The sequence below is a fragment of the uncultured Roseovarius sp. genome (genome assembly GCF_963972555.1).
Classification (GTDB): domain Bacteria; phylum Pseudomonadota; class Alphaproteobacteria; order Rhodobacterales; family Rhodobacteraceae; genus Roseovarius; species Roseovarius mucosus.
Genome location: NZ_CAXAUM010000001.1, coordinates 271,366 through 290,040, shown reverse-complemented (window position 1 = coordinate 290,040; position 18,675 = coordinate 271,366). Strand labels below are relative to the sequence as shown.

At 61.0% G+C, this 18,675-nt stretch carries 22 protein-coding genes; 16 read left to right on the top strand and 6 right to left on the bottom strand.

The window, feature by feature from the left end; all coding sequences use genetic code 11:
- Nucleotides 1-42 precede the first annotated feature (42 nt).
- Entirely contained in the window at nt 43-957 is a 915-nt protein-coding gene (locus AACZ65_RS01490; RefSeq protein WP_339667581.1) for a serine/threonine dehydratase, read from the top strand.
- A gap of 128 nt (nt 958-1,085) precedes the next feature.
- On the opposite strand, the gene AACZ65_RS01485 is transcribed toward AACZ65_RS01490, so the two are convergent.
- A complete protein-coding gene (locus AACZ65_RS01485) occupies nt 1,086-2,303 on the bottom strand; it encodes a M24 family metallopeptidase (protein WP_339667580.1) in 1,218 nt (405 codons plus the stop codon).
- A gap of 101 nt (nt 2,304-2,404) precedes the next feature.
- Nucleotides 2,405-3,295 (bottom strand): LysR substrate-binding domain-containing protein, encoded by an 891-nt coding sequence (locus AACZ65_RS01480; RefSeq protein WP_339667579.1) that lies wholly within the window; start codon nt 3,293-3,295, stop codon nt 2,405-2,407.
- 94 nt (nt 3,296-3,389) lie between these two features.
- Here AACZ65_RS01480 and AACZ65_RS01475 point away from each other — a divergent pair, with 94 nt between their 5' ends.
- The 8 genes from AACZ65_RS01475 (at nt 3,390) to AACZ65_RS01440 (ending at nt 11,189) form a co-directional block, all read left to right on the top strand.
- A complete protein-coding gene (locus tag AACZ65_RS01475) occupies nt 3,390-4,190 on the top strand; it encodes a creatininase (protein WP_339667578.1) in 801 nt (266 codons plus the stop codon).
- Nucleotides 4,191-4,234: 44 nt separating this feature from the next.
- A complete protein-coding gene (locus AACZ65_RS01470; protein ID WP_339667577.1) occupies nt 4,235-5,347 on the top strand; it encodes a spermidine/putrescine ABC transporter substrate-binding protein in 1,113 nt (370 codons plus the stop codon).
- Between the two features lie 71 nt (nt 5,348-5,418).
- Entirely contained in the window at nt 5,419-6,261 is an 843-nt protein-coding gene (locus AACZ65_RS01465; RefSeq protein WP_339667576.1) for an ABC transporter permease, read from the top strand.
- The gene (locus AACZ65_RS01460) at nt 6,258-7,058 is read left to right on the top strand and encodes an ABC transporter permease (protein WP_339667575.1); all 801 of its coding nucleotides are present in this window, start codon (nt 6,258-6,260) and stop codon (nt 7,056-7,058) included. The genes AACZ65_RS01465 and AACZ65_RS01460 overlap by 4 nt, the downstream gene beginning before the upstream one ends.
- Complete coding sequence (locus AACZ65_RS01455) at nt 7,055-8,161, top strand: ABC transporter ATP-binding protein (protein WP_339667574.1); 1,107 nt, start codon at nt 7,055-7,057, stop codon at nt 8,159-8,161. Before AACZ65_RS01460 ends, AACZ65_RS01455 begins: the two co-directional genes overlap by 4 nt.
- Nucleotides 8,142-9,170, top strand: coding sequence for a GlxA family transcriptional regulator (locus AACZ65_RS01450; RefSeq protein ID WP_339667573.1), 1,029 nt, complete (start codon nt 8,142-8,144; stop codon nt 9,168-9,170). Before AACZ65_RS01455 ends, AACZ65_RS01450 begins: the two co-directional genes overlap by 20 nt.
- 70 nt (nt 9,171-9,240) lie before the next feature.
- Nucleotides 9,241-10,476: an acyl-CoA dehydrogenase family protein gene (locus AACZ65_RS01445; protein WP_339667572.1), complete on the top strand. Its 1,236-nt coding sequence runs from the start codon at nt 9,241-9,243 to the stop codon at nt 10,474-10,476.
- 128 nt (nt 10,477-10,604) lie between these two features.
- Nucleotides 10,605-11,189: a carboxymuconolactone decarboxylase family protein gene (locus tag AACZ65_RS01440; RefSeq protein ID WP_339667571.1), complete on the top strand. Its 585-nt coding sequence runs from the start codon at nt 10,605-10,607 to the stop codon at nt 11,187-11,189.
- A gap of 19 nt (nt 11,190-11,208) precedes the next feature.
- Here the strand turns inward: AACZ65_RS01440 and AACZ65_RS01435 are convergent, their stop codons facing one another.
- On the bottom strand, nt 11,209-11,547 hold the full coding sequence (locus AACZ65_RS01435; RefSeq protein WP_037275253.1) for a metalloregulator ArsR/SmtB family transcription factor: 339 nt from the start codon (nt 11,545-11,547) through the stop codon (nt 11,209-11,211).
- 263 nt (nt 11,548-11,810) lie between these two features.
- Here AACZ65_RS01435 and AACZ65_RS01430 point away from each other — a divergent pair, with 263 nt between their 5' ends.
- The 5 genes from AACZ65_RS01430 to AACZ65_RS01410 all read left to right on the top strand — a co-directional run bounded on the left by AACZ65_RS01430 (nt 11,811) and on the right by AACZ65_RS01410 (nt 15,228).
- Nucleotides 11,811-12,443: an ATP-dependent Clp protease proteolytic subunit gene (locus AACZ65_RS01430; protein WP_008279297.1), complete on the top strand. Its 633-nt coding sequence runs from the start codon at nt 11,811-11,813 to the stop codon at nt 12,441-12,443.
- Between the two features lie 146 nt (nt 12,444-12,589).
- Nucleotides 12,590-13,858, top strand: a complete 1,269-nt coding sequence (clpX, locus tag AACZ65_RS01425; RefSeq protein WP_037275249.1) for an ATP-dependent Clp protease ATP-binding subunit ClpX — start codon at nt 12,590-12,592, stop codon at nt 13,856-13,858.
- Nucleotides 13,859-14,016: 158 nt separating this feature from the next.
- Entirely contained in the window at nt 14,017-14,400 is a 384-nt protein-coding gene (locus AACZ65_RS01420; protein WP_037275246.1) for an NADH:ubiquinone oxidoreductase subunit NDUFA12, read from the top strand.
- Between the two features lie 10 nt (nt 14,401-14,410).
- The gene (gene mlaD / locus AACZ65_RS01415) at nt 14,411-14,872 is read left to right on the top strand and encodes an outer membrane lipid asymmetry maintenance protein MlaD (RefSeq protein WP_339667570.1); all 462 of its coding nucleotides are present in this window, start codon (nt 14,411-14,413) and stop codon (nt 14,870-14,872) included.
- Nucleotides 14,869-15,228, top strand: a complete 360-nt coding sequence (locus AACZ65_RS01410; RefSeq protein WP_339667569.1) for a DUF2155 domain-containing protein — start codon at nt 14,869-14,871, stop codon at nt 15,226-15,228. Before mlaD ends, AACZ65_RS01410 begins: the two co-directional genes overlap by 4 nt.
- On the opposite strand, the gene aat is transcribed toward AACZ65_RS01410, so the two are convergent.
- Nucleotides 15,195-15,836 carry a leucyl/phenylalanyl-tRNA--protein transferase gene (gene aat, locus AACZ65_RS01405; RefSeq protein ID WP_339667568.1) on the bottom strand — a complete coding sequence of 214 codons (642 nt, stop codon included), beginning with the start codon at nt 15,834-15,836 and terminating at the stop codon, nt 15,195-15,197. The genes AACZ65_RS01410 and aat overlap by 34 nt on opposite strands.
- Nucleotides 15,837-15,926: 90 nt before the next feature.
- Here aat and AACZ65_RS01400 point away from each other — a divergent pair, with 90 nt between their 5' ends.
- On the top strand, nt 15,927-16,613 hold the full coding sequence (locus tag AACZ65_RS01400; protein WP_339667567.1) for a class I SAM-dependent methyltransferase: 687 nt from the start codon (nt 15,927-15,929) through the stop codon (nt 16,611-16,613).
- 27 nt (nt 16,614-16,640) lie between these two features.
- Here AACZ65_RS01400 and AACZ65_RS01395 read toward each other — a convergent pair whose 3' ends face one another.
- Nucleotides 16,641-17,054, bottom strand: coding sequence for a PaaI family thioesterase (locus tag AACZ65_RS01395; RefSeq protein ID WP_339667566.1), 414 nt, complete (start codon nt 17,052-17,054; stop codon nt 16,641-16,643).
- A gap of 90 nt (nt 17,055-17,144) precedes the next feature.
- On the opposite strand from AACZ65_RS01395, the gene AACZ65_RS01390 reads away from it, so the two are divergent.
- Nucleotides 17,145-18,005: a LytTR family DNA-binding domain-containing protein gene (locus AACZ65_RS01390; protein ID WP_339667565.1), complete on the top strand. Its 861-nt coding sequence runs from the start codon at nt 17,145-17,147 to the stop codon at nt 18,003-18,005.
- Here AACZ65_RS01390 and pdeM read toward each other — a convergent pair.
- A complete protein-coding gene (gene pdeM / locus AACZ65_RS01385) occupies nt 17,993-18,670 on the bottom strand; it encodes a ligase-associated DNA damage response endonuclease PdeM (protein ID WP_339667564.1) in 678 nt (225 codons plus the stop codon). The two genes, AACZ65_RS01390 and pdeM, sit on opposite strands and share 13 nt — an antisense overlap.
- Nucleotides 18,671-18,675: the final 5 nt, after the last annotated feature.

Below are 18,675 nucleotides of genomic sequence, written 5' to 3'. Positions count from 1 at the left end.
ATAGGGTTTGGCGTAGCAAGAAAAGGCAAAGAGGTGTGAGCGATGGCGTGGCAGGGGCGGATTTCCGAGGCGGGGGCGCGCATTGCCGCGCATGTGCGGCGCACGCCGGTGATGCAGGTCGATCTGGGGGGCGTGCCCGTCGCGCTCAAGCTCGAGCAGATGCAGCATACCGGTAGCTTCAAGGCGCGTGGCGCGTTCAACACGCTCTTGCAGACGGCCGTGCCAGAGGCGGGGATCGTCGCCGCCTCGGGGGGCAATCACGGGGCGGCGGTGGCCTATGCGGCGGCGAGATTGGGACACCGCGCGCGGATTTACGTACCCGAGATTGCCGGCCCGTCCAAGATCGCGCTCATCCGTGCCCAAGGGGCCGATTTGCAGGTGGTGCCGGGGGCCTATGCCGAAGCGGCGGCGCGTGCCGCCGAATGGCGCGTGGCGACCGGGGCAATCGAGGTGCATCCCTATGACGCCGAGACGACCGTGGCGGGGCAGGGCACGGTGCTGGCGGAATGGGAGGATCAGGGGCTGGACGCGGACACGGTGCTGATTGCCGTGGGCGGCGGCGGGCTGATTGCCGGGGCCTTGGGATGGCTTGGGGCGCGTCGCCGGGTGGTGGCGGTCGAGCCGGAAACCTCCTGTGCGCTTCATGCGGCGCTGGGGGCGGGTGCGCCAGTGGATGTCGAGGTGTCGGGGGTGGCGGCCAATGCGCTGGGCGCGCGGCGGATCGGGGAGATCTGCCTAGGTCTCGCGCAGGGGCAGGGGGTGCAGAGCGTGCTGGTGCGCGATGCGGCCATTCTTGAGGCGCAGGCGATATTGTGGCGGGAGGTGCGGCAATTGGTGGAGCCGGCGGGGGCCACGGCGCTGGCGGCGCTTTTGTCCGGGGCTTATCGGCCTGCGCCGGGCGAACGGGTGGCGGTTCTGATCTGCGGTGGCAATGTCGCGCCTGACCCGCTGGCATAGGGCACGAGCACCACGCGCGCGCCGGACAAGAGCGCCTTGGCGGGCCGGTCCGCAAGGGCCACGGCGGCCAGCGTCATCAGGACACTGGCCGCCGCAATCGCGATTTCAAGCGTGCCGCGCAAGGGCGCTTAGCCTTTGCCGACGATGTTATGCTCGGGGCCGAAGGGGAAGCCGGTGATATTTTCGGCCCCATCCGCGCCGATGACAAGAATGTCATGCTCGCGGTAGCCGCCGGCGCCGGGCTGACCCTCGGGGATCATCACCATCGGTTCCATCGACACGACCATGCCGGGTTTCAGCACGGTGTCGATATCCTCGCGCAGTTCCACGCCCGCCTCGCGGCCGTAATAGTGGCTGAGCACACCAAAGCTGTGGCCATAGCCGAAGGAGCGGTATTTCAGCAGGTCCCACTCGCGATACATTTCGTTGAGTTCGATGGCGATATCCATGCAGCGCGCGCCGGGCTTCATCAGTTCCAGGCCGCGACGGTGCACGGCCACGTTTTTCTCCCAGATGTCGAGGCTGGCATCGTCCACATGATCGCAGAAAAGCGTGCGTTCCAGCGCGGTGTAATAGCCAAAGATCATCGGGAAGGTGTTGAGGCTGAGGATGTCGCCGGATTGTACGACGCGGTTGGTCACGGGGTTATGCGCACCGTCGGTGTTGATGCCCGATTGGAACCATGTCCAGGTGTCCATGAGTTCGACGAAGGGGAAGGATTTGGCAATCTCGCGGATCATGGCATTGGTGCCCGCGATAGCCACCTCATGTTCGGGCACGCCCGCCTGAACCGCCCCGGCCACGGCATAGCCGCCGACGTCGCAAATCCGTGCGCCTTCCTTGATGAGCTTGATCTCTTCGGCGGATTTGATGGTGCGCATCCACATCGAGGGCTGGCTCACGTCCACCAGGTCTACGCCGGGCAAGGCATCCTGCAACAGCTGGCGATAGTCGAGCGAGACATGGTCAAATTCGATGCCGATGCGGCGCGCGCCCTTGGTCAGGCCCTGCACCGCGCGATAGAAATTGTCGCGCCGCCAGTCGGTATAGGTGACATTGCTGCCGAAGGTCCGGCGCCAGGGCTGGCCACCGTCGATACCTGCGGAAATGGTCGTCGCGTTCTTTTGGTCAATGACCATGCCGTATTTGCGGCCGAAATAGCAATAGAGCCAGCCTGAATAATAATTGATGCAGTGATAGGAGGTGAAGAGCGCCGCATCGACGTTGTTATCGGCCATCCAGCCGCGCAATTCGTTCTGGCGACGAGCCATTTCATTGTCGGAAAAAGGGGAAAAGTCCTTTTCTCCATTGTGCCATTGGGTCACGTGCAGCATGTCGTCAAGCATTTGGGTCTCTCCTCACTGGCTTGGATTGCTATCCGCTACCAGCAAAGAGGCGTCGAACAAAATTAATAGCTTTGATTTGAAAATAAGGGATGGAAATATGATCAGCTGCGCGCATGGGTCGGTTTGCGAAAGGCGCTGACGCCTTCGGTGATCTGTTCGATCAGTTTCAGCGCGGCGTCAGAGGCCTTGATATGTTTGTAGAAGAGGCCGACGTGCAGATTGGCGAGCGGCGGAAATCCCTCTTTGGGCGAGAGGACGCGCATGCCCGGCAGCAGCGTCTTTTTGGTGAGCGCGGTCACGCCCATTCCATCCAGCACCGCGTTCTGCACCGCCGTGATGCCGGGGCTCTCGAAGCAAATCCGCCACTCGCGCCCTTCGGTATTCAGCGCGTCGATCATCCGCTTGCGGTAGAAACAACCCTTGGGGTGGGCGATGATCTGGACCGGCTTGTCGAGCGAGAATTGATAGTCGCGCCCACAGACCCAGAAGGGGCGTTCGGACCAGTAGAGCGAGACATAGGGCGCGGGCATCGTATCGGTGATGGCGATGGCCAGGTCCAACTCGTCCACATGCAGCTGACCCAGAATATTTCGGCTCCAGTCGCAGCGAATGTCGAAGGTGACGTCGGGATTGGCGTGGGCGAAATCCGCGATGATGCGCTGGAAATACCCAATTGCGTAATCGGTGGGCAAACCCACCCGCAGCGTGCCCATGAATTGGGCCTCGTGCAGGTTGGCGACGGCGCGATCATTCAGGCGCAGCATCTCGCGGGCATAGCCGATGAGGGCGTGACCTTGCGGTGTCAGTTCCAGAACCTTGCCCTTGTGATGCAAGAGCTTGGCCCCAACCAGATCCTCTAACCGTTTGATTTGCAATGAAATAGCGGGTTGGGTGCGGCCCAGAACCTGACCGGTTTCGGTATAGTTGCCAAGATCTACCACCGTGACAAAGGTGCGGATCAGGTCGGTTTGCAGGTTCACGAATTGGCGCATGATTAAGAATCCTTATTCAAGCATTGCTACTATGAATTATGCGCATGACGCAAGCTGTTCTAGGGTCTGTCAATCCGACAAGAAAGGCGATGACATGGCCCAAGAAACCGTTTTTGCAGCAGAATTACCCTGGCCCGAGTATCAGCGCCGGGTGGCGCGGGGGGCTGTTCCGATTCTCATCCCGCTGGGGTCGATGGAGCAGCACGGCCATCATATGCCGATGCATGTGGATGTGCTCTTGCCCACGGAATTCGCGCGCCGCGCGGCGGCAGAGGTGGGCGGGCTGGTGGCGCCGCCCTTTACCTATGGCTACAAGTCGCAGCAGAAATCCGGCGGCGGTAATTTCTTTCCGGGCACGACCAGCCTTGATGGCGCAAGCCTTGTGAATGCGCTCAAGGATGTGATCCGCGAATTCGCGCGCCATGGCAATCGCCAGATCTGCATCGTGAATGGCCATTTCGAGAATTCCTGGTTCATCGCCGAGGGTATCGACCTTGCGCTGCGCGAACTGGGCTGGTCGGGCATCCATGACACCAAGGTCGTGGTGCTGTCCTATTGGGATTTCGTCGATCAGGCAGCGATTGCCAAGCTCTATCCCGAGGGGTTTCTGGGTTGGGATATCGAGCACGGCGGGGTGCTGGAAACCTCGCTGATGCTGCGGCTTTACCCGGACCTCGTCTCGCTGGAGCGGGCCGTGGATCACGCGCCTGCCAGCTTTCCGCCCTATGACGTCTACCCGCCGCATCCCGACTGGACACCGGCAAGCGGCACGCTGTCCTCGCCCAAGAATGCCACGGCGGAAAAGGGGGACATCCTGCTGGACGTCTGCACGCGCGGCATCGTCGCGGCGCTGCGCACCGAGTTCGCCACGCGGAACCGTGTGGCCGCCGAATAAACCCTTTTAATCAAATAAAAATACCTGCCAACATGGAGACTCACATGCCCCTGAAATCCCCCACCCGCCGCCACCTGTTGAAAATGACCGCAGGGGCCGCGCTGGCCACGCCCTTCCTGTCCATCCGGGCCGCGGCGCAGACCGTCAACCTGTCGATGCTGGCCTGGTATGGCCATGCAGAGCCCGACATCGTGGGCGCCTTCGAGGAAGAGAACAACGTCAAGTTCACGCCGAAATACTACACCGGCGGCGACAATATGCTGGGTTTGATCGCGCAATCGCCCGCGGGCACCTATGATGTGATCCTGTCGGACGCGGAGTATGTGCAGCAGTTGAACGCGGCAGGCTATATCGAGGCGCTGGATGCCGCCGACTATGCCTTTGACGATTTCTACCCCGAGTTCCAGAAATTCCCCGGCCATTGGCAGGGCGATACCCTCTATTCCGTCATCACGCGGTTTGGCTTTCTGGGGGTGGCGCATAACACCGATGTGCTGAGCGAGAAGGACGCGGCCAGCTATGCGGTGTTCTCGGATTCCCGCGTGACTGGCAAGCTGGGGCATTTCGATTGGCATCTGCCGAACCTCGGGCAAATGAGCCTCGCGGCGGGCAATGGGTCGGCCTATGACATTGACGAAGCGGGCTGGGACAAGGTGCAAGAGGCCACGATGGCGCTGCGCGGTCAGGTCGGCGGGTTCTTTGACTATGGCGGCACGTTCTCGTCGCTCAATGACGGGCAGATGCTGGCCTTTGCCGGGATTGGTGACTGGATCACCGGGGTCTTGGAAAAGAACGGTGCCAAGGTGCGCACCACGATCCCCGAAGAGGGTGGGTTGCAGTGGACAGAGTCCTTTTCGATCGGCAAGGGCACGCAGAATTACGACATGGCGCGCAAGTGGATTCAATGGATCACCTCGGCCGAAGGACAGGCGAAATCGGCCGATATGGCGGCCTATCCGGCGCTGATCCCCAACAATAAAGGTTGGGAGGTGCTGAACGCCACCAACCCCGCCGAGGCCAAGCGGCAGAACATGGTGCTGGGCCAGTATAACGCGATGGACATGATCCGCGAGGGTCGCATCCGGTATCGTCAGTTGCCCGTCCAGCAAAGCCTGGAGGACTGGAACGACTTCTGGTCCGACTACAAGGGCGCCTGACGCAAGGTCTGGCCGGGGTCCCCTTCTCCAGACCCCGGCACCGCCCCCCGCCTCTGAGAAAGCCGTATTCCATGACCCGACCCAGCCTTTATTCGCTCACATTGGCGCTGCCGCTCCTGATCTGGCAGTTGGCCTTCTTTGCGGTGCCGCTGATCTTTCTGATCGCCATCAGTTTCTGGAGCGTGCGCAATTTCCAGATGATGCCGGACCTGAATTTCGGCAATTGGGAACGCATCCTGACGCGGAGCGTGTTTTGGGACGCCTATCTGCGCACCGCCATTCTGGCCACGACAAGTGCGGTTCTGACCAGTTTCATCGCCTTTCCAGCGGCCTATGCGATTTCGTTCAAGCTGTCGGAGCGGGTCAAGCAATGGCTGATCTTCGTGCTGATCATCCCGTTCTTCACCAGCTACCTCGTGCGCATCTATGCGCTGCAAGTGTTCCTGTCGGATGAGGGCATCATAAATGCCGTGCTGGGGATGCTGGGCATCGGGCCATTTGGCATGCTCAACACCACGTTCGGCACGCTGGTGGGGATGGTCACGCTCTGCCTGCCGCTGGTGATCCTGTTGCAGGTGTTCAGCCTGAATTTCGTCAATCGCGATCTGGTCGAGGCGGCACATAACCTGCGCTGCGGGCGGTTGCGCACGGTTCTGGCGGTGATCGTGCCCTCGGCGCGGGTGGGGCTGGTGATAGCCGCGCTCTTTGCCTTTATCCTCTCGTTCGGCGATTTCGTGAGCCCGCTTTATCTTGGCGGGGGCAATCCACCGACGCTCTCGATCCTGATCACCGACATCACCAAATCCGGGCAGCAATGGCCGCGTGCCGCCGTGGTGGCCTTGATGATGATCGGCACGCTGCTGAGCGTGGCCTTAGCGGCCATCACCTATGCCTACAAGGAGCGCGGCAAATGACCGGCAATGACAATCGTCTGATCAATGGCGCGCTGAAACTCCATATCGCGGCCTGCGTGCTCTTCATCTTTGCGCCGATCCTTGGGAGCTTCGTCTTTTCGCTGAATTCGGACCGGTTCCCGTCGCTGCCGCTGGGGCATTTATCGACCGAGTGGTATCGGCTGATCTGGGAGGACCCGTTCGTCTGGGCCGGGTTCCTGAATACCGTGGTCGTGGGACTGATCGTGGCGGTGATTGCCACGGTACTGGGATTTGGCGGGGCCTATACGGATTTTCGCTACAACTTCTTTGGCAAGAACGTGTATCTCGCGCTGGCGCTGTTGCCGCCCACCATTCCGGTGGTGATCATGGGGCTTGCGATGCTGGCGTTCCTGTCGCGGGTGAACCTATCGGGTAGCGCGATTTCGATCATCATCGCGCATGGGGTGATGTGCAGCCCCTTTGCCATGGCCATTATCCGCCTGCGCCTGTCACAGATGGACCCGGATCTGGAGGCGGCATCGTGGAATTTGGGGGGCAATGAATGGGCGACGCTGCGCCATGTCATCCTGCCCTTTGCCAAGCCTGCGATCCTGGCCGCGCTTTTCATTACCATGGCGGTGTCATTCGACGAATTCGCGGTGGCGTGGTTCGTCTCGGGCCTCAATGAAACGTTGCCGGTCAAGATCCTCGGGTTTCTGCAGGGGCAGGTCAGCCCGCGGATCAATGCCATCGGTTCGCTCGCCTTTCTGAGTTCCATCACGCTGATCATTCTGGCGCAGATGCTGTTGCGCAATTCGACAAAGGACAGGTCATGAATATGCAAACCCAGGTAAAATCCGACGCCATTGTACGGCTTGAGGGTGTGGTCAAGAAGTTTGGCGAGTTCACCGCCGTGGAACGCGCGGATTTCGAGATCGGGCGCGGCGAGTTTCTGGCGATCATGGGGTCGTCCGGCTGTGGCAAAACGACGACGCTGCGCATGTTGGCGGGGCTGGAAGACCCGAGCGAGGGTGACATCTATCTTGATGGCGAGCGGGTGAACGGCAAGGCGACCTGGGACCGCGATACGCCGATGGTCTGGCAGAGCCTTGCGCTTTTCCCGTTTCTCACCGTGCAGGAGAATGTCGAATTCAGCCTCAAGATGCGCGGCGTGGGCAAGGAGGAGCGCGCGCAGCGGGCGCGCATATGGCTGGAAAAAATGCAGATCCTCGAATTCGCGGATCGCAATATCTCGCAATTGTCGGGGGGACAGCGGCAGCGCGTGGCCCTGGCCCGTGCGCTGGTGACAGAGCCGAAGATCCTGTTGCTGGACGAGCCGCTTTCGGCGCTCGATGCGCATCTCAAGGTGCGGATGCAGGCGGTTCTTTCTAACCTGCAAAAGGATCTGGGCATCACATTCGTCTATGTGACCCATTCGATGTCCGAGGCGTTTTCGATGGCCGACCGGGTGGTGATCATGAGCCGGGGCAAGATCGAGCAGATCGGCACGCCGCAGGAAATCTATCACGCGCCGCGCAACCGCTTTGTGGCGGAATTCCTCGGCTCGGCCAATATATTCACCGGCAAGCTGGTCGAGAAGGCGGGAGATCTCTGGCAGGTCGAGACCGCACATGGGCGATTTGCAATCAAGGCCCCCCAAGCCGTTGCAAAGTCCGTGGGCGATACGCTGTCCTTTGTCGTCAGCGCCGAGAAGATGCAGATCGGTGCCGTGGGCGAAGGCGTGGCTGGTATTCGTGCGCGGGTGGTGGGCGAAGAGTTTGTCGGTGCCTCGGCCATCCTATTTCTCGAGACAGAGTCAGGTGAAGAGTTGAAGGTGCATAAAAGTCATGGTGAACTGGCCTCTGTTGATCTGCATTCAGGAAGCACCCTGACCCTGCATTGGGAGCCCGAAGCCTGTCATGTCCTACCCGGAGAATGACACTCATGTGACGCGCAAGGCGATCGTGCCGCAAGGGGCGGCGTTCTTTGCGATCGAGACGACCAGACCCGCCCGGCATTTTGCCTTTCACCTGCTGCCCGATTTCACGCTGCTGGCGTTCAGTGCGGCGCTTGATCCGCTGCGCATCGCCAATCAACTGGCCCAGCGCCCGCTCTATCGCTGGACCGTCACCTCTCAGGATGGGGGGCCGGTGGTCAGTTCTTGCGCCATGTCCGTCAATGTCGATCAATCGCTCGGGAGTTTCCCGCGCGAGACCGATCTGGTGGTCTGTGGCGGCACGGTGCGCACGGGCACGGGCAGCAAGGAGTTGCTGTCGCTCCTGCGCCAGCACGCGCGCTTTGGCGGGCGGGTGGGGGGCATCTGCACCGGGACGATTTCGCTGGCACAGGCGGGGCTGCTTGAGGGGCGGCGGGCGACGCTGCATTGGGAAAATCAGCCCGCCTTTCGCGAGAAATTTCCCGAGGTCGAGGTGACGGGCAATACGTTCGAGGTGGATGGGGGGATTTTCACCTGTGGCGGCGGGGTCGGGGCCACGGACATGATGCTGGAAATGATCGAGGCGGATTATGGCCGACCTTTTGCCGATGTGGTGGCCGATATGTGCCTCTATAGCCAGCGTCGTGCAGAACGCGGGCCGCAGCGTGCCTCGATCAGCAATGCGCTGGATAGCCGCAATCCGCTGTTGGTGCGGGCGATCAAGGTGATGCAGACCAATATCGAGACGCCGATCAGCATGGACGAGTTGGCCGAAGCCGCAGGCTGTTCACGTCGCCAGATGGAGCGGCTTTTTGTCAAATACCTGCGCAAGACGCCCTATCGCTTTTTCCGCGATCTGCGGCTGGATCATGGGCGCAGCCTGTTGCGTGAGACGGACCTGAGCGTGACCGAGATTGCCATGGCCTCTGGCTTTGCCTCGCCCATGGTGTTCATCAAGACATTCCGCAGCCGCTTTGGCCATTCGCCGGGGCAGTATCGTCGCGCGGGCTGAGTGCGACAGCGCTTGTGGCCGCGCGGGTGATGTTGTCAATTGGGGAAACTGACAACAGAGGGCCGGTGACATGGACATGAATTTGGGAATGCGCCCCGAGATGCGCGCGCTACTGGCGCGGGTGGCGGCGATGGTGCGGAACGAGATCATGCCGCTCGAGGCCGAGTATCACGCAGAAATCGGCAAGGGCGAGCGCTGGACCTATACCCCCCGGCAGGCCGAGATTCTGGAAGGGCTCAAGGCGCGGGCCAAGGCCGAAGGCTTGTGGAATTTCTGGCTGACCGACAGCGCACGGGGCTTTGGCCTGTCGACGGTGGAATATGCCTATTTCGCCGAAGAGATGGGCAAGACCCCGATGGGGGCCGAGGTTTTCAACTGCAATGCGCCCGACACCGGCAATATGGAAGTGTTCGAGCGTTATGGCACTGAGGCGATGAAGGCCAAATGGCTGGCACCGCTTCTGGAGGGAGAGATTCGCAGCGCCTATCTGATGACAGAGCCGGATGTTGCCAGTTCGGATGCCACAAACATTGCCATGTCCTGTGTGCGCGACGGGGATCACTATGTTCTGAATGGTCAGAAATGGTGGGCAACGGGGGCCGGTGATCCGCGCTGCAAGGTCTATATCGTGATGGTGCGCACCGGGGGCGATGAGATGCCCAAGCATCAGCGCCATTCGATGATCGTGGTGCCTGCCGACACGCCCGGCATCGAGAAACTGCGCCCGATGCAGGTTTATGGCCATGACGATGCACCGCATGGGCATATGCATTTCAAGTTCGAGAATGTCCGCGTGCCCGCCGAGAACCTGCTCTTGGGCGAAGGGCGCGGGTTCGAGATTGCACAAGGCCGCCTTGGGCCAGGGCGGATTCATCATTGCATGCGCGCCATCGGTCAGGCCGAATCCGCGCTGGAGATGATGTGCAAGCGCAGCCTCGCGCGCGAGGCATTCGGCAAGCCACTGGCACAGCTCGGGGCGAATTACGACATCATCGCCGAATGCCGGATGGAGATCGAACAGGCGCGTTTGCTGTGCCTCAAGGCGGCGTGGATGATGGATCAGGGCGATGCGCGTGCCGCTGCCCCCTGGATCAGCCAGATCAAGGTTGTGGCCCCGCGTGTCGCCCTCAAGGTCATCGACGAGGCGGTGCAGATGTTCGGGGCGCAAGGGATTTCGCAGGATGTGCCGCTGGCGGCGATGTGGACTCATGTGCGCACGCTGCGACTGGCCGATGGCCCGGACGCGGTGCATCGCCGGCAGGTGGCGCGGGCAGAGTTGCGGAAATACACGCAGGAAAAGGTCTAAGCGTTTTCGCACAAGCCGTTCTGCGGTTAAAAACCCATCTCACGCTTTGGTGATTGGTCCGGCGGTTCCATATCCGCTTGGCTCTGATTAGCTGCGTCTTGACCACATCACACGCAAAGGAGAGGTCCATGACTGCTGAATTTCGAGTAGAGACATCGCCTGTGAGTGACGATCAGGCCACTGGTAAGGCCAAGGAATTGCTGGAGGGCGCGCGCGCCAAACTTGGGTTCGTGCCGAATATGTATCGGGGTATGGCCGTCAATCCCGGCCTCTTGTCCACCTATCTGCATGGTTACGCGCTCTATCGCGAGTCGGGCAATTTCACCCCGCCCGAGCAAGAGGTGGTGTTTCTGACCGTTTCACTGGCCAATGGCTGTGACTATTGCACCGCCGCGCATTCGATGCTGGCGATCAAGATGTCCAAGCTGGGCGAGGCGCATACGCAGGCGCTGCGCGATGGCAAGCCGCTGAGCGATGCCAAGCTGGAGGCGCTGCGCAAGTTCACCCATCACATGTGGGAGGCACGCGGCCTGCCGACCAAGGCCGAGGCCGAGGCGTTCAAGGCCGCAGGCTATGGCGATGTGCATGTGTTGGAGATCATTCTGGCGCTGGCCGTCAAGACGATCAGCAACTATGCCAATCACGTCAATCACACCGATGTGGATGAGGTCTTCGCTCCCTTCACCGTGGATAAGACGGTGGAACCGGCCTGAGGCCTCGATGTCTGCGCCCTCAAGGCTTGGGGGCGCAGAACAATTCGTAAACCACTTCGAGCACCTTGCGCGGTCGGTCATCCGCAAGGCTGTAATAGATGGTCTTGCCATCGCGCCGCGCCGTTACCAGCCCTTCGAGGCGCAGGCGGGACAATTGCTGGGACACCGCGGCCTGACGTGCCGAAAGCAGCGTTTCCAGTTCGGTCACCGACCGTTCGCCTGACACCAAATGACAGAGAATCATCAACCGCCCCTCATGGCTGATCGCCTTGAGGAAATTGGCAGCCGTCGTCGCATTATCGACCATACGGTCCATTTCGGCGGCGTCGAGCGTGTCATCGAGAACGGGAAGCGGCATTTTCCGTGAATCCTGATAATGATTTCTGTGTACTTAGGGCGTTTTTGCCGAATGTGCAAAAGCTGGCCATGCCTGCGCGCGAAAAAGTGAGGCTATGTGGCGCAGAAATCGCCATCGCCCGTGCCCCCCTGCCACAAAATCGAGCGATGCCCTTGCAGCCCCTTGGGCGCAACACTAAGACTCCTTTAGGAACTGACCGGCTATGGTCGGAGTGATTGACAAAGCCTGACGGCAACGGTCGGGCGCAGGACAGGCGGGCTGTAATGAAAGACCCTATGGACATCTACATGAACACCCTTGTTCCGATGGTGGTCGAACAGACCAGCCGGGGCGAGCGGGCCTATGATATTTTCTCGCGCCTGCTCAAGGAGCGGATCATTTTCCTGAGCGGCCCGGTGCATGACGGCATGTCGAGCCTGATTGTGGCACAACTCTTGCATCTCGAGGCTGAGAATCCGTCCAAGGAAATCAGCATGTATATCAACAGCCCCGGCGGGGTCGTGACCTCGGGACTGTCGATCTATGACACGATGCAATATATCAAGCCCAAGGTCAGCACGCTGGTCGTGGGCCAGGCGGCGAGCATGGGCAGTCTGTTGTTGACAGCCGGCGAGCCGGGGATGCGGTTTTCCCTGCCCAACAGCCGTGTCATGGTTCACCAGCCCTCGGGCGGCTATCAGGGGCAGGCGACCGATATCATGATCCATGCGCGCGAGACGCAAAAGCTCAAGGATCGGTTGAACGAGATTTATGTCAAGCACACCGGCCAGACCCTGAAAAAGGTCGAAGAGGCACTGGAGCGGGACAATTTCATGTCGCCGGAAGAGGCCAAGGCCTGGGGTTTGATCGATGAGATCGTGGCCAATCGCGACAAAGGCGACGAGGCGGCGAAGTAAACGTGATCCGGCCAAAAGGCGGGCCGGATATTTTCGGATTGTGGTGCCATACGGCCTGACTTAAGCTGAAGGGTAGCACAGATCACAGACGAGGCCCCGCGCGGGGCGCGCGGACGGCAGACGGCGCAGGGCCCGAAAGGTACGGAATGGCGAATAACTCAGGCGGCGACAGCAAGAACACGCTCTATTGCAGCTTTTGCGGCAAAAGCCAGCATGAGGTGCGCAAACTGATCGCCGGACCGACCGTGTTCATCTGCGATGAATGCGTCGAGCTTTGCATGGACATCATCCGCGAAGAGACCAAGAGCGCCGGTATCAAGTCGAGCGAGGGGATTCCCGCGCCGCGCGATATCTGCAAGGTGCTGGATGATTACGTGATCGGTCAGGCCCGCGCCAAGAAAGTTCTCTCGGTGGCGGTGCACAACCACTACAAGCGGCTGAACAATTCCGGCAAGAGCGATATCGAGCTCAGCAAATCCAATATCCTGCTGATCGGCCCCACGGGCTGCGGCAAGACCCTGCTCGCGCAGACGCTGGCGCGAATCCTCGACGTGCCCTTTACCATGGCCGATGCCACCACGCTGACCGAGGCGGGCTATGTCGGCGAGGATGTGGAAAACATCATCCTCAAGCTGCTGCAATCGTCCGAGTATAACGTCGAGCGCGCGCAGCGCGGCATCGTCTATATCGACGAGGTCGACAAGATTACCCGCAAGTCCGAGAATCCCTCGATCACCCGTGACGTGTCGGGCGAGGGCGTGCAACAGGCGCTCTTGAAGCTGATGGAAGGCACGGTCGCCGCCGTGCCGCCGCAGGGTGGGCGCAAACATCCGCAGCAGGAATTCCTGCAAGTGGACACGACCAATATTCTCTTCATCTGCGGTGGGGCCTTTGCCGGTCTCGACAAGATCATCGCGCAGCGCGGCAAGGGCAGCGCCATGGGCTTTGGTGCCGATGTGCGTGACAATGATGCGCGTGGCGTGGGCGAGATCTTTACGGATCTGGAGCCGGAGGACCTGCTCAAGTTTGGTCTGATCCCGGAATTCGTGGGTCGTCTGCCGGTCATCGCCACACTCGAGGACCTCGATGAAGATGCGCTTGTGACGATCCTGACCCAGCCCAAGAACGCGCTGGTCAAGCAGTATCAGCGCCTGTTCGAGCTTGAAGGCGCGCAACTGAGCTTTACCGAGGATGCGCTCAAGGCCGTAGCCAAGCGCGCCATCGCCCGCAAGACCGGTGCGCGCGGCCTGCGCTCGATCCTCGAGGACATTCTGCTCGACACGATGTTCGAATTGCCCAGCATGTCCCATGTCGAGGAAGTGGTGGTCAACGAAGAGGCGGTCAATTCCGATGCCGCGCCTCTGATAATCTATGCAGAGAGCAAGGGCAAAAAGGAAGGGGCCAGCGCAGGCTGATCCCAGCCTGTTCCCTGACCAAAGATACATCAAAAAGCCCGCAACCTTCGCGTTGCGGGCTTTTTGATTTGGACCGCGTCCTGCGCTGCGGTGTTGCGGGCACTGGACCTTCGCTGTCAAATCCGCCATATCGGAAACGAATGATGTCGGAGGGTCGAATGGGCATTCTCAACACCTTGCTGCGCGCCGTTACCTGGTGGAACGGTCAGACGCTCAACACCCAGATCTACACCTGGCGCAATGGCGTCAAGGTAGGGGAGGATGCGCAGGGCAATGCGTTCTATCGCACCCGCGACGACAAGCGCCGTTGGGTGATCTTTAACGGCGAGGCCGAGGCAAGCCGGGTTGATCCCGATTGGCACGGCTGGTTGCATCACACCTACAAGGAGCCGCCGACCGACAAGCCGCTTGCGCATAAGCCTTGGGAAAAACCGCATAGCGAAAACCTGACTGGCACACCACTGGCCTATGCGCCAGCCGGGTCCATCCGCCGCGCAGCCCCCGCAGAGCGGCGCGATTACGAGGCGTGGTCGCCGGAATAGGGACGGAAATATGTCTGAGAGTAAAACCGAGGTTCTGGTCGGCGGTGTGGTTTTGGCCGTTGCGATCGGCTTTCTGGTCTATGCGGGCAAGACCACCGGCATGACCACTGGCGGCGCACGTGAATACCAACTCAGCGCCAGCTTCCGCAGCGCCGATGGCGTCAGCGTGGGCACCGATGTGCGTCTGGCCGGGGTCAAGGTTGGCCGGGTCACGCAGATCGCGCTCGATCCAGAAACCTACCGCGCCAAGACGATCTTTACCGTTCAAGAAGGCATAAACGTGCCCGATGACAGTGCTGTTGCGGTCTCTTCCGAGGGGTTGTTGGGTGGCAATTACGTCGAGATATTGCCGGGCGGATCGCCCTTTCCGGTCGAACCGGGCTCGGAGATCGAATTTACCCAAGGATCGGTCAGCCTTGTGTCGCTGCTGATGAAATTCGTTTCGGGCAGCGACGGAGAGACAGCGCAATGAAGGCGCTCTGGCTCGGTCTTGTGCTCTGCCTTGGCGCGGGCGTGGGAACGGCGCAAGAGGTGGCGGCAGTTGCGCAGGGTGCGCTTTTGCGCGGTCTCGACAAGATCAATGGAAGCGCGCAGGATCTGGATCTAGCCAATGGGCAATCGGGCGTCTTTGGCTCGCTCGACGTGGTTTTGGGCGAATGCCGCTATCCGGTGGGCGATCCGGCGGGAGACGCCTTTGCCTATCTCACGATTTCTGAACAAGGCAGCGGTGCGGTGATCTTTTCCGGCTGGATGCTGGCCTCGTCCCCGGCGCTGAACGCGCTGGAGCATCCGCGCTATGACATCTGGGTCCTGCGCTGCAAGACCTGACGCGGGTCGGGATCAAACGGTATCCGGGTGATGTCGGCCTCATCCTCCATCGCATCCTCCAACAGCGCGCGATACTGCCTGCGCGGAATCTCCACCGCGCCAAGACGCCCCAGATGCGGCGTGATGAACTGTGTATCGAACAGGCGAAATCCGCAGCGGGCGAGATGGTCGGTCAAATGGGCGAGGGCCAGTTTCGATGCATCCGTGCTCCGCGAAAACATGCTCTCGCCAAAAAAGGCCGCGCCAAGCGCCACGCCATAGACGCCACCCACCAATTGCCCCTCTTGCCAGATTTCGAGCGAATGCCCATGGCCCTGACGATGCAGGGCCAGATAGGCCCGATGAATCGGGGGGCTGATCCAGGTATCATCGCGGTCGGCGCAACCGCGCAGCACCGCCTCGAAATCGCTGTCGAGTGTCGCGGTGTAGCGTCCCTGCCGCATCCGGCGCGCCAGCGAGCGCGAGATATGGAACCCATCGAGCGGCAGAATGCCTCTCCGGTGCGGATCTACCCAGAACACCTCGGGGTCGTCACGGCGCTCCGACATGGGAAACACGCCAGAGGCATAGGCCTGTAGCAGCAAAGCGGGGGTCAGGGGTGTCGTCATGGGTCTGCGTGCTGAACCAATAGCGCTTAAGGGTTTGCTATCTTTTGTCATGTTACAAGACCAAAGGCGATAGAGGCTGATGGGTGTGTGATGACGATCATGGGGTATGGGTTCAAACGTCAGGCGGACGATGACAAAACTGGCGGCCTTAACCGGGCTCAGGCACGGCATGCGTTATTGGTGGATGCTTACCGTCATGCCATTGCTGATTCGACGGTGATGCTGGTTGGGGCCGGGGATGGCACATGGTGCTATGCGCTGGCGGCGGCAGGCGCCTTGCAGGTCGTGGGGATCGAATCGGATGCCGCTCTGGTCGAGAGGTTCGGTCGATTGCCCGATGTGGGGTTGCGCGAGCGGATTGATCTGCGCTGCGCCGATCCGGTCGAGGAAATCCGATCCGAGGTGCGGGCCGGGCGGCAGTATGATGTGATCATCCTCTTTGATTTGCTCGAAATTGTGGCCGACCTGCACGACCTGTTTGGCCTGGTCCGGGAACTGGATCCGCGCCTCGTGGTGGTGGATGGCCGCTTTGTCGATACTGAGGAGCCGATTTTGTGGATCGACCGCACGCGCGAGGCGGTGGCTGGTCGCGCGCGCCCGGCGCTCGTGCCGGGGCGTGGGGCGGTGGCGATGGTGGCCTATGACACCGGCTTTGACCTCGATTGGATCGATTGGTCCCAGTTGGATCCAGAGGTGAGGCAGGGGTTGGCGGATTACTATGTCGCAGGCCCCGGAATGCGCGCGAGTTTCACCCTCACCCCGGAACACATAGCATGAGTGAGTACGTCGGGTTATGATCCGCGTTCAGACGGGGATCATCGTGCCGGTGAGCAACGCGATATGCGTCTCGACCCCGTCTTTCAGCGCATGCACATCCGCCTGCACGATTACCAGTCGGCGGCCAGGCTTGATGACTCTGCCACGGGCAATCAGACGCTCGCCCTGCGCCGGGGCCAAGAGATTGATTTTCATCTCGGTGGTCAGCACCTCGGCCCCCTCGGGCATCAGGCTGAGCGCGGCATAGCCTGCGGCACTGTCGCCAATGGCAAAGGTCAGCCCCGCATGGCCAAATCCATGTTGTTGACGGCTGCCGGGTAAAATGGGGGCCTCGATCACCGTTGTACCGTCAGACAGCGCCACCAGACGGGCGCCCAAGGTGGTCATCATCGCCTGCGCAGCAAAACTGCGGCGGATTTTCTGTTCAATGTCAGGGGACATTTTCCGAGGCTTTCCCACTGTTTATGATGTCACGTCACGTTGACAGTAAAGTGAACCGCTCTGGCGACGTTAGGTTGGACTAGAGCGTTCATGCTGATAAACGCATATGAAATGGGAATGGACAAGGGTGGTACGTTGAACTGGTCAAACCTGCGCCTGCATTTCGTGGACACGTTTTCACTGCTCTTTACGTCTGTCACCTTCTATGTCTGGACGTCCGCTTTGGTTTTCGCGGTCGTGGCCGGACCGTTCGGCAGCTACGATACAATGAGCTGGCCGGTCCGCACCGCCTATTGGGCGGCGGTGATCACGGCGGCGTTTGTGATCGGCTTTGCTGCGCGGGCGACCATGCGGGCGCTTTTGGCAGGGCGGCATCCGGCCCTCTTTGACCTGGGGGCCAGCTTTCTTGTCGGGATCGCTCTTGGGCCGGTGATCTGGCTCTTGCGCGGCGGGATGGATCCAATTCTGGGCCACGAGGATTTGAGCGTGATCTCGATCACCCTCAACAGCTTTCTCATTGCCTGCGGTGTTTTCGTGGTACGGCGGCAAATCGGTGCCGAGGCCCCCGCCAGCTATTGGGCAGAGCCCGAGCCGGAGACCCCGGCGCAAACGCGGCTGCACCGGCGGCTGTCTTGCCCCCCCGACGCAGAGATTCATCGCCTGACGGCCAATAATCATTACGTCGAAGTGGCGACCAGCGCAGGGATTGAAACGCTGCGTCTGCGTCTTGTGGATGCGATTGAAGAAATGGAACCCGTGGCGGGAACCTGCACGCATCGCTCGCACTGGGTGTCTTTCGCGGCAATCAGCGGTATCGAACGTGAGAGTGGCGGCAAGTTATTCGTTATGCTCAAGAATGGCGATCGCGTGCCGGTGAGCCGGAAATATCGCCCCAATCTGGAAGATGCGGGCCTGATCGACAGTCTGGACGCTGTGTTTCAGGGGCGCTGAGCGCCGCGCGGCATCGGCACCGCATGGGTCATGGCCCCGGTCAGAACCGCCAGCGCATCGCGCCGCATCAGCCCTGTGAGCACCGCATCATCCGACCAGAGCCCGCCGGTATAGGTGCCAAAGGCGGGTAGGATCACCCGATCACTGTCGCTCAGAAAGGCGGGGCGGCTTAGGCTGCGCCCTTTGAGGGCCAGCCGCACCTTGGGGTGATAATGCCCCGAGATTTCGCCGCTCTGCCCAGCCCGTGCGATATGGCGAAACGTGAGCGGCGGCACCGGTAGTTCCGCCATATGCGCGCCGCCAAGGTCGACGGGACCCGGATCGTGATTGCCCTCGATCCAGACCCAGCGACGCCCGGCCTGCAATTTGGCGATCCACAGCTTTTCCGCGTCGGGCAGGTGGCTTGCGGCGGCGCTGTCGTCGAAACTGTCGCCAAGGCAGATCACCGTCGCTGCCCCGGTGCGGCGCAGGTCGCTCTCCAACCGGGTGAGCGTGTCGCGCGTCTCGTAGGGGGGCAGGGGCGGCTCTCCCATCCGGGCACGGCGCAGCGCCTTGCCAAGATGCAGGTCAGAGACGCACAGGAGATTGCGCGCCTCCCAATAGAGCGCGCCCGAGGGAAGTGCCGTCAGCTGCGTTCCAGCGAGGGTAAATTGGTATCCGTCCATGTGGC

Coding starts and splice junctions, on each gene's coding strand:
- AACZ65_RS01490 (WP_339667581.1), top strand. CDS start 43: ATGGCGTGGCAGGGGCGGATTTCCGAGGCGGGGGCGCGCATTGCCGCG.
- AACZ65_RS01485 (WP_339667580.1), bottom strand. CDS start 2,303: ATGCTTGACGACATGCTGCACGTGACCCAATGGCACAATGGAGAAAAG.
- AACZ65_RS01480 (WP_339667579.1), bottom strand. CDS start 3,295: ATGCGCCAATTCGTGAACCTGCAAACCGACCTGATCCGCACCTTTGTC.
- AACZ65_RS01475 (WP_339667578.1), top strand. CDS start 3,390: ATGGCCCAAGAAACCGTTTTTGCAGCAGAATTACCCTGGCCCGAGTAT.
- AACZ65_RS01470 (WP_339667577.1), top strand. CDS start 4,235: ATGCCCCTGAAATCCCCCACCCGCCGCCACCTGTTGAAAATGACCGCA.
- AACZ65_RS01465 (WP_339667576.1), top strand. CDS start 5,419: ATGACCCGACCCAGCCTTTATTCGCTCACATTGGCGCTGCCGCTCCTG.
- AACZ65_RS01460 (WP_339667575.1), top strand. CDS start 6,258: ATGACCGGCAATGACAATCGTCTGATCAATGGCGCGCTGAAACTCCAT.
- AACZ65_RS01455 (WP_339667574.1), top strand. CDS start 7,055: ATGAATATGCAAACCCAGGTAAAATCCGACGCCATTGTACGGCTTGAG.
- AACZ65_RS01450 (WP_339667573.1), top strand. CDS start 8,142: ATGTCCTACCCGGAGAATGACACTCATGTGACGCGCAAGGCGATCGTG.
- AACZ65_RS01445 (WP_339667572.1), top strand. CDS start 9,241: ATGGACATGAATTTGGGAATGCGCCCCGAGATGCGCGCGCTACTGGCG.
- AACZ65_RS01440 (WP_339667571.1), top strand. CDS start 10,605: ATGACTGCTGAATTTCGAGTAGAGACATCGCCTGTGAGTGACGATCAG.
- AACZ65_RS01435 (WP_037275253.1), bottom strand. CDS start 11,547: ATGCCGCTTCCCGTTCTCGATGACACGCTCGACGCCGCCGAAATGGAC.
- AACZ65_RS01430 (WP_008279297.1), top strand. CDS start 11,811: ATGAAAGACCCTATGGACATCTACATGAACACCCTTGTTCCGATGGTG.
- clpX (WP_037275249.1), top strand. CDS start 12,590: ATGGCGAATAACTCAGGCGGCGACAGCAAGAACACGCTCTATTGCAGC.
- AACZ65_RS01420 (WP_037275246.1), top strand. CDS start 14,017: ATGGGCATTCTCAACACCTTGCTGCGCGCCGTTACCTGGTGGAACGGT.
- mlaD (WP_339667570.1), top strand. CDS start 14,411: ATGTCTGAGAGTAAAACCGAGGTTCTGGTCGGCGGTGTGGTTTTGGCC.
- AACZ65_RS01410 (WP_339667569.1), top strand. CDS start 14,869: ATGAAGGCGCTCTGGCTCGGTCTTGTGCTCTGCCTTGGCGCGGGCGTG.
- aat (WP_339667568.1), bottom strand. CDS start 15,836: ATGACGACACCCCTGACCCCCGCTTTGCTGCTACAGGCCTATGCCTCT.
- AACZ65_RS01400 (WP_339667567.1), top strand. CDS start 15,927: ATGACGATCATGGGGTATGGGTTCAAACGTCAGGCGGACGATGACAAA.
- AACZ65_RS01395 (WP_339667566.1), bottom strand. CDS start 17,054: ATGTCCCCTGACATTGAACAGAAAATCCGCCGCAGTTTTGCTGCGCAG.
- AACZ65_RS01390 (WP_339667565.1), top strand. CDS start 17,145: ATGCTGATAAACGCATATGAAATGGGAATGGACAAGGGTGGTACGTTG.
- pdeM (WP_339667564.1), bottom strand. CDS start 18,670: ATGGACGGATACCAATTTACCCTCGCTGGAACGCAGCTGACGGCACTT.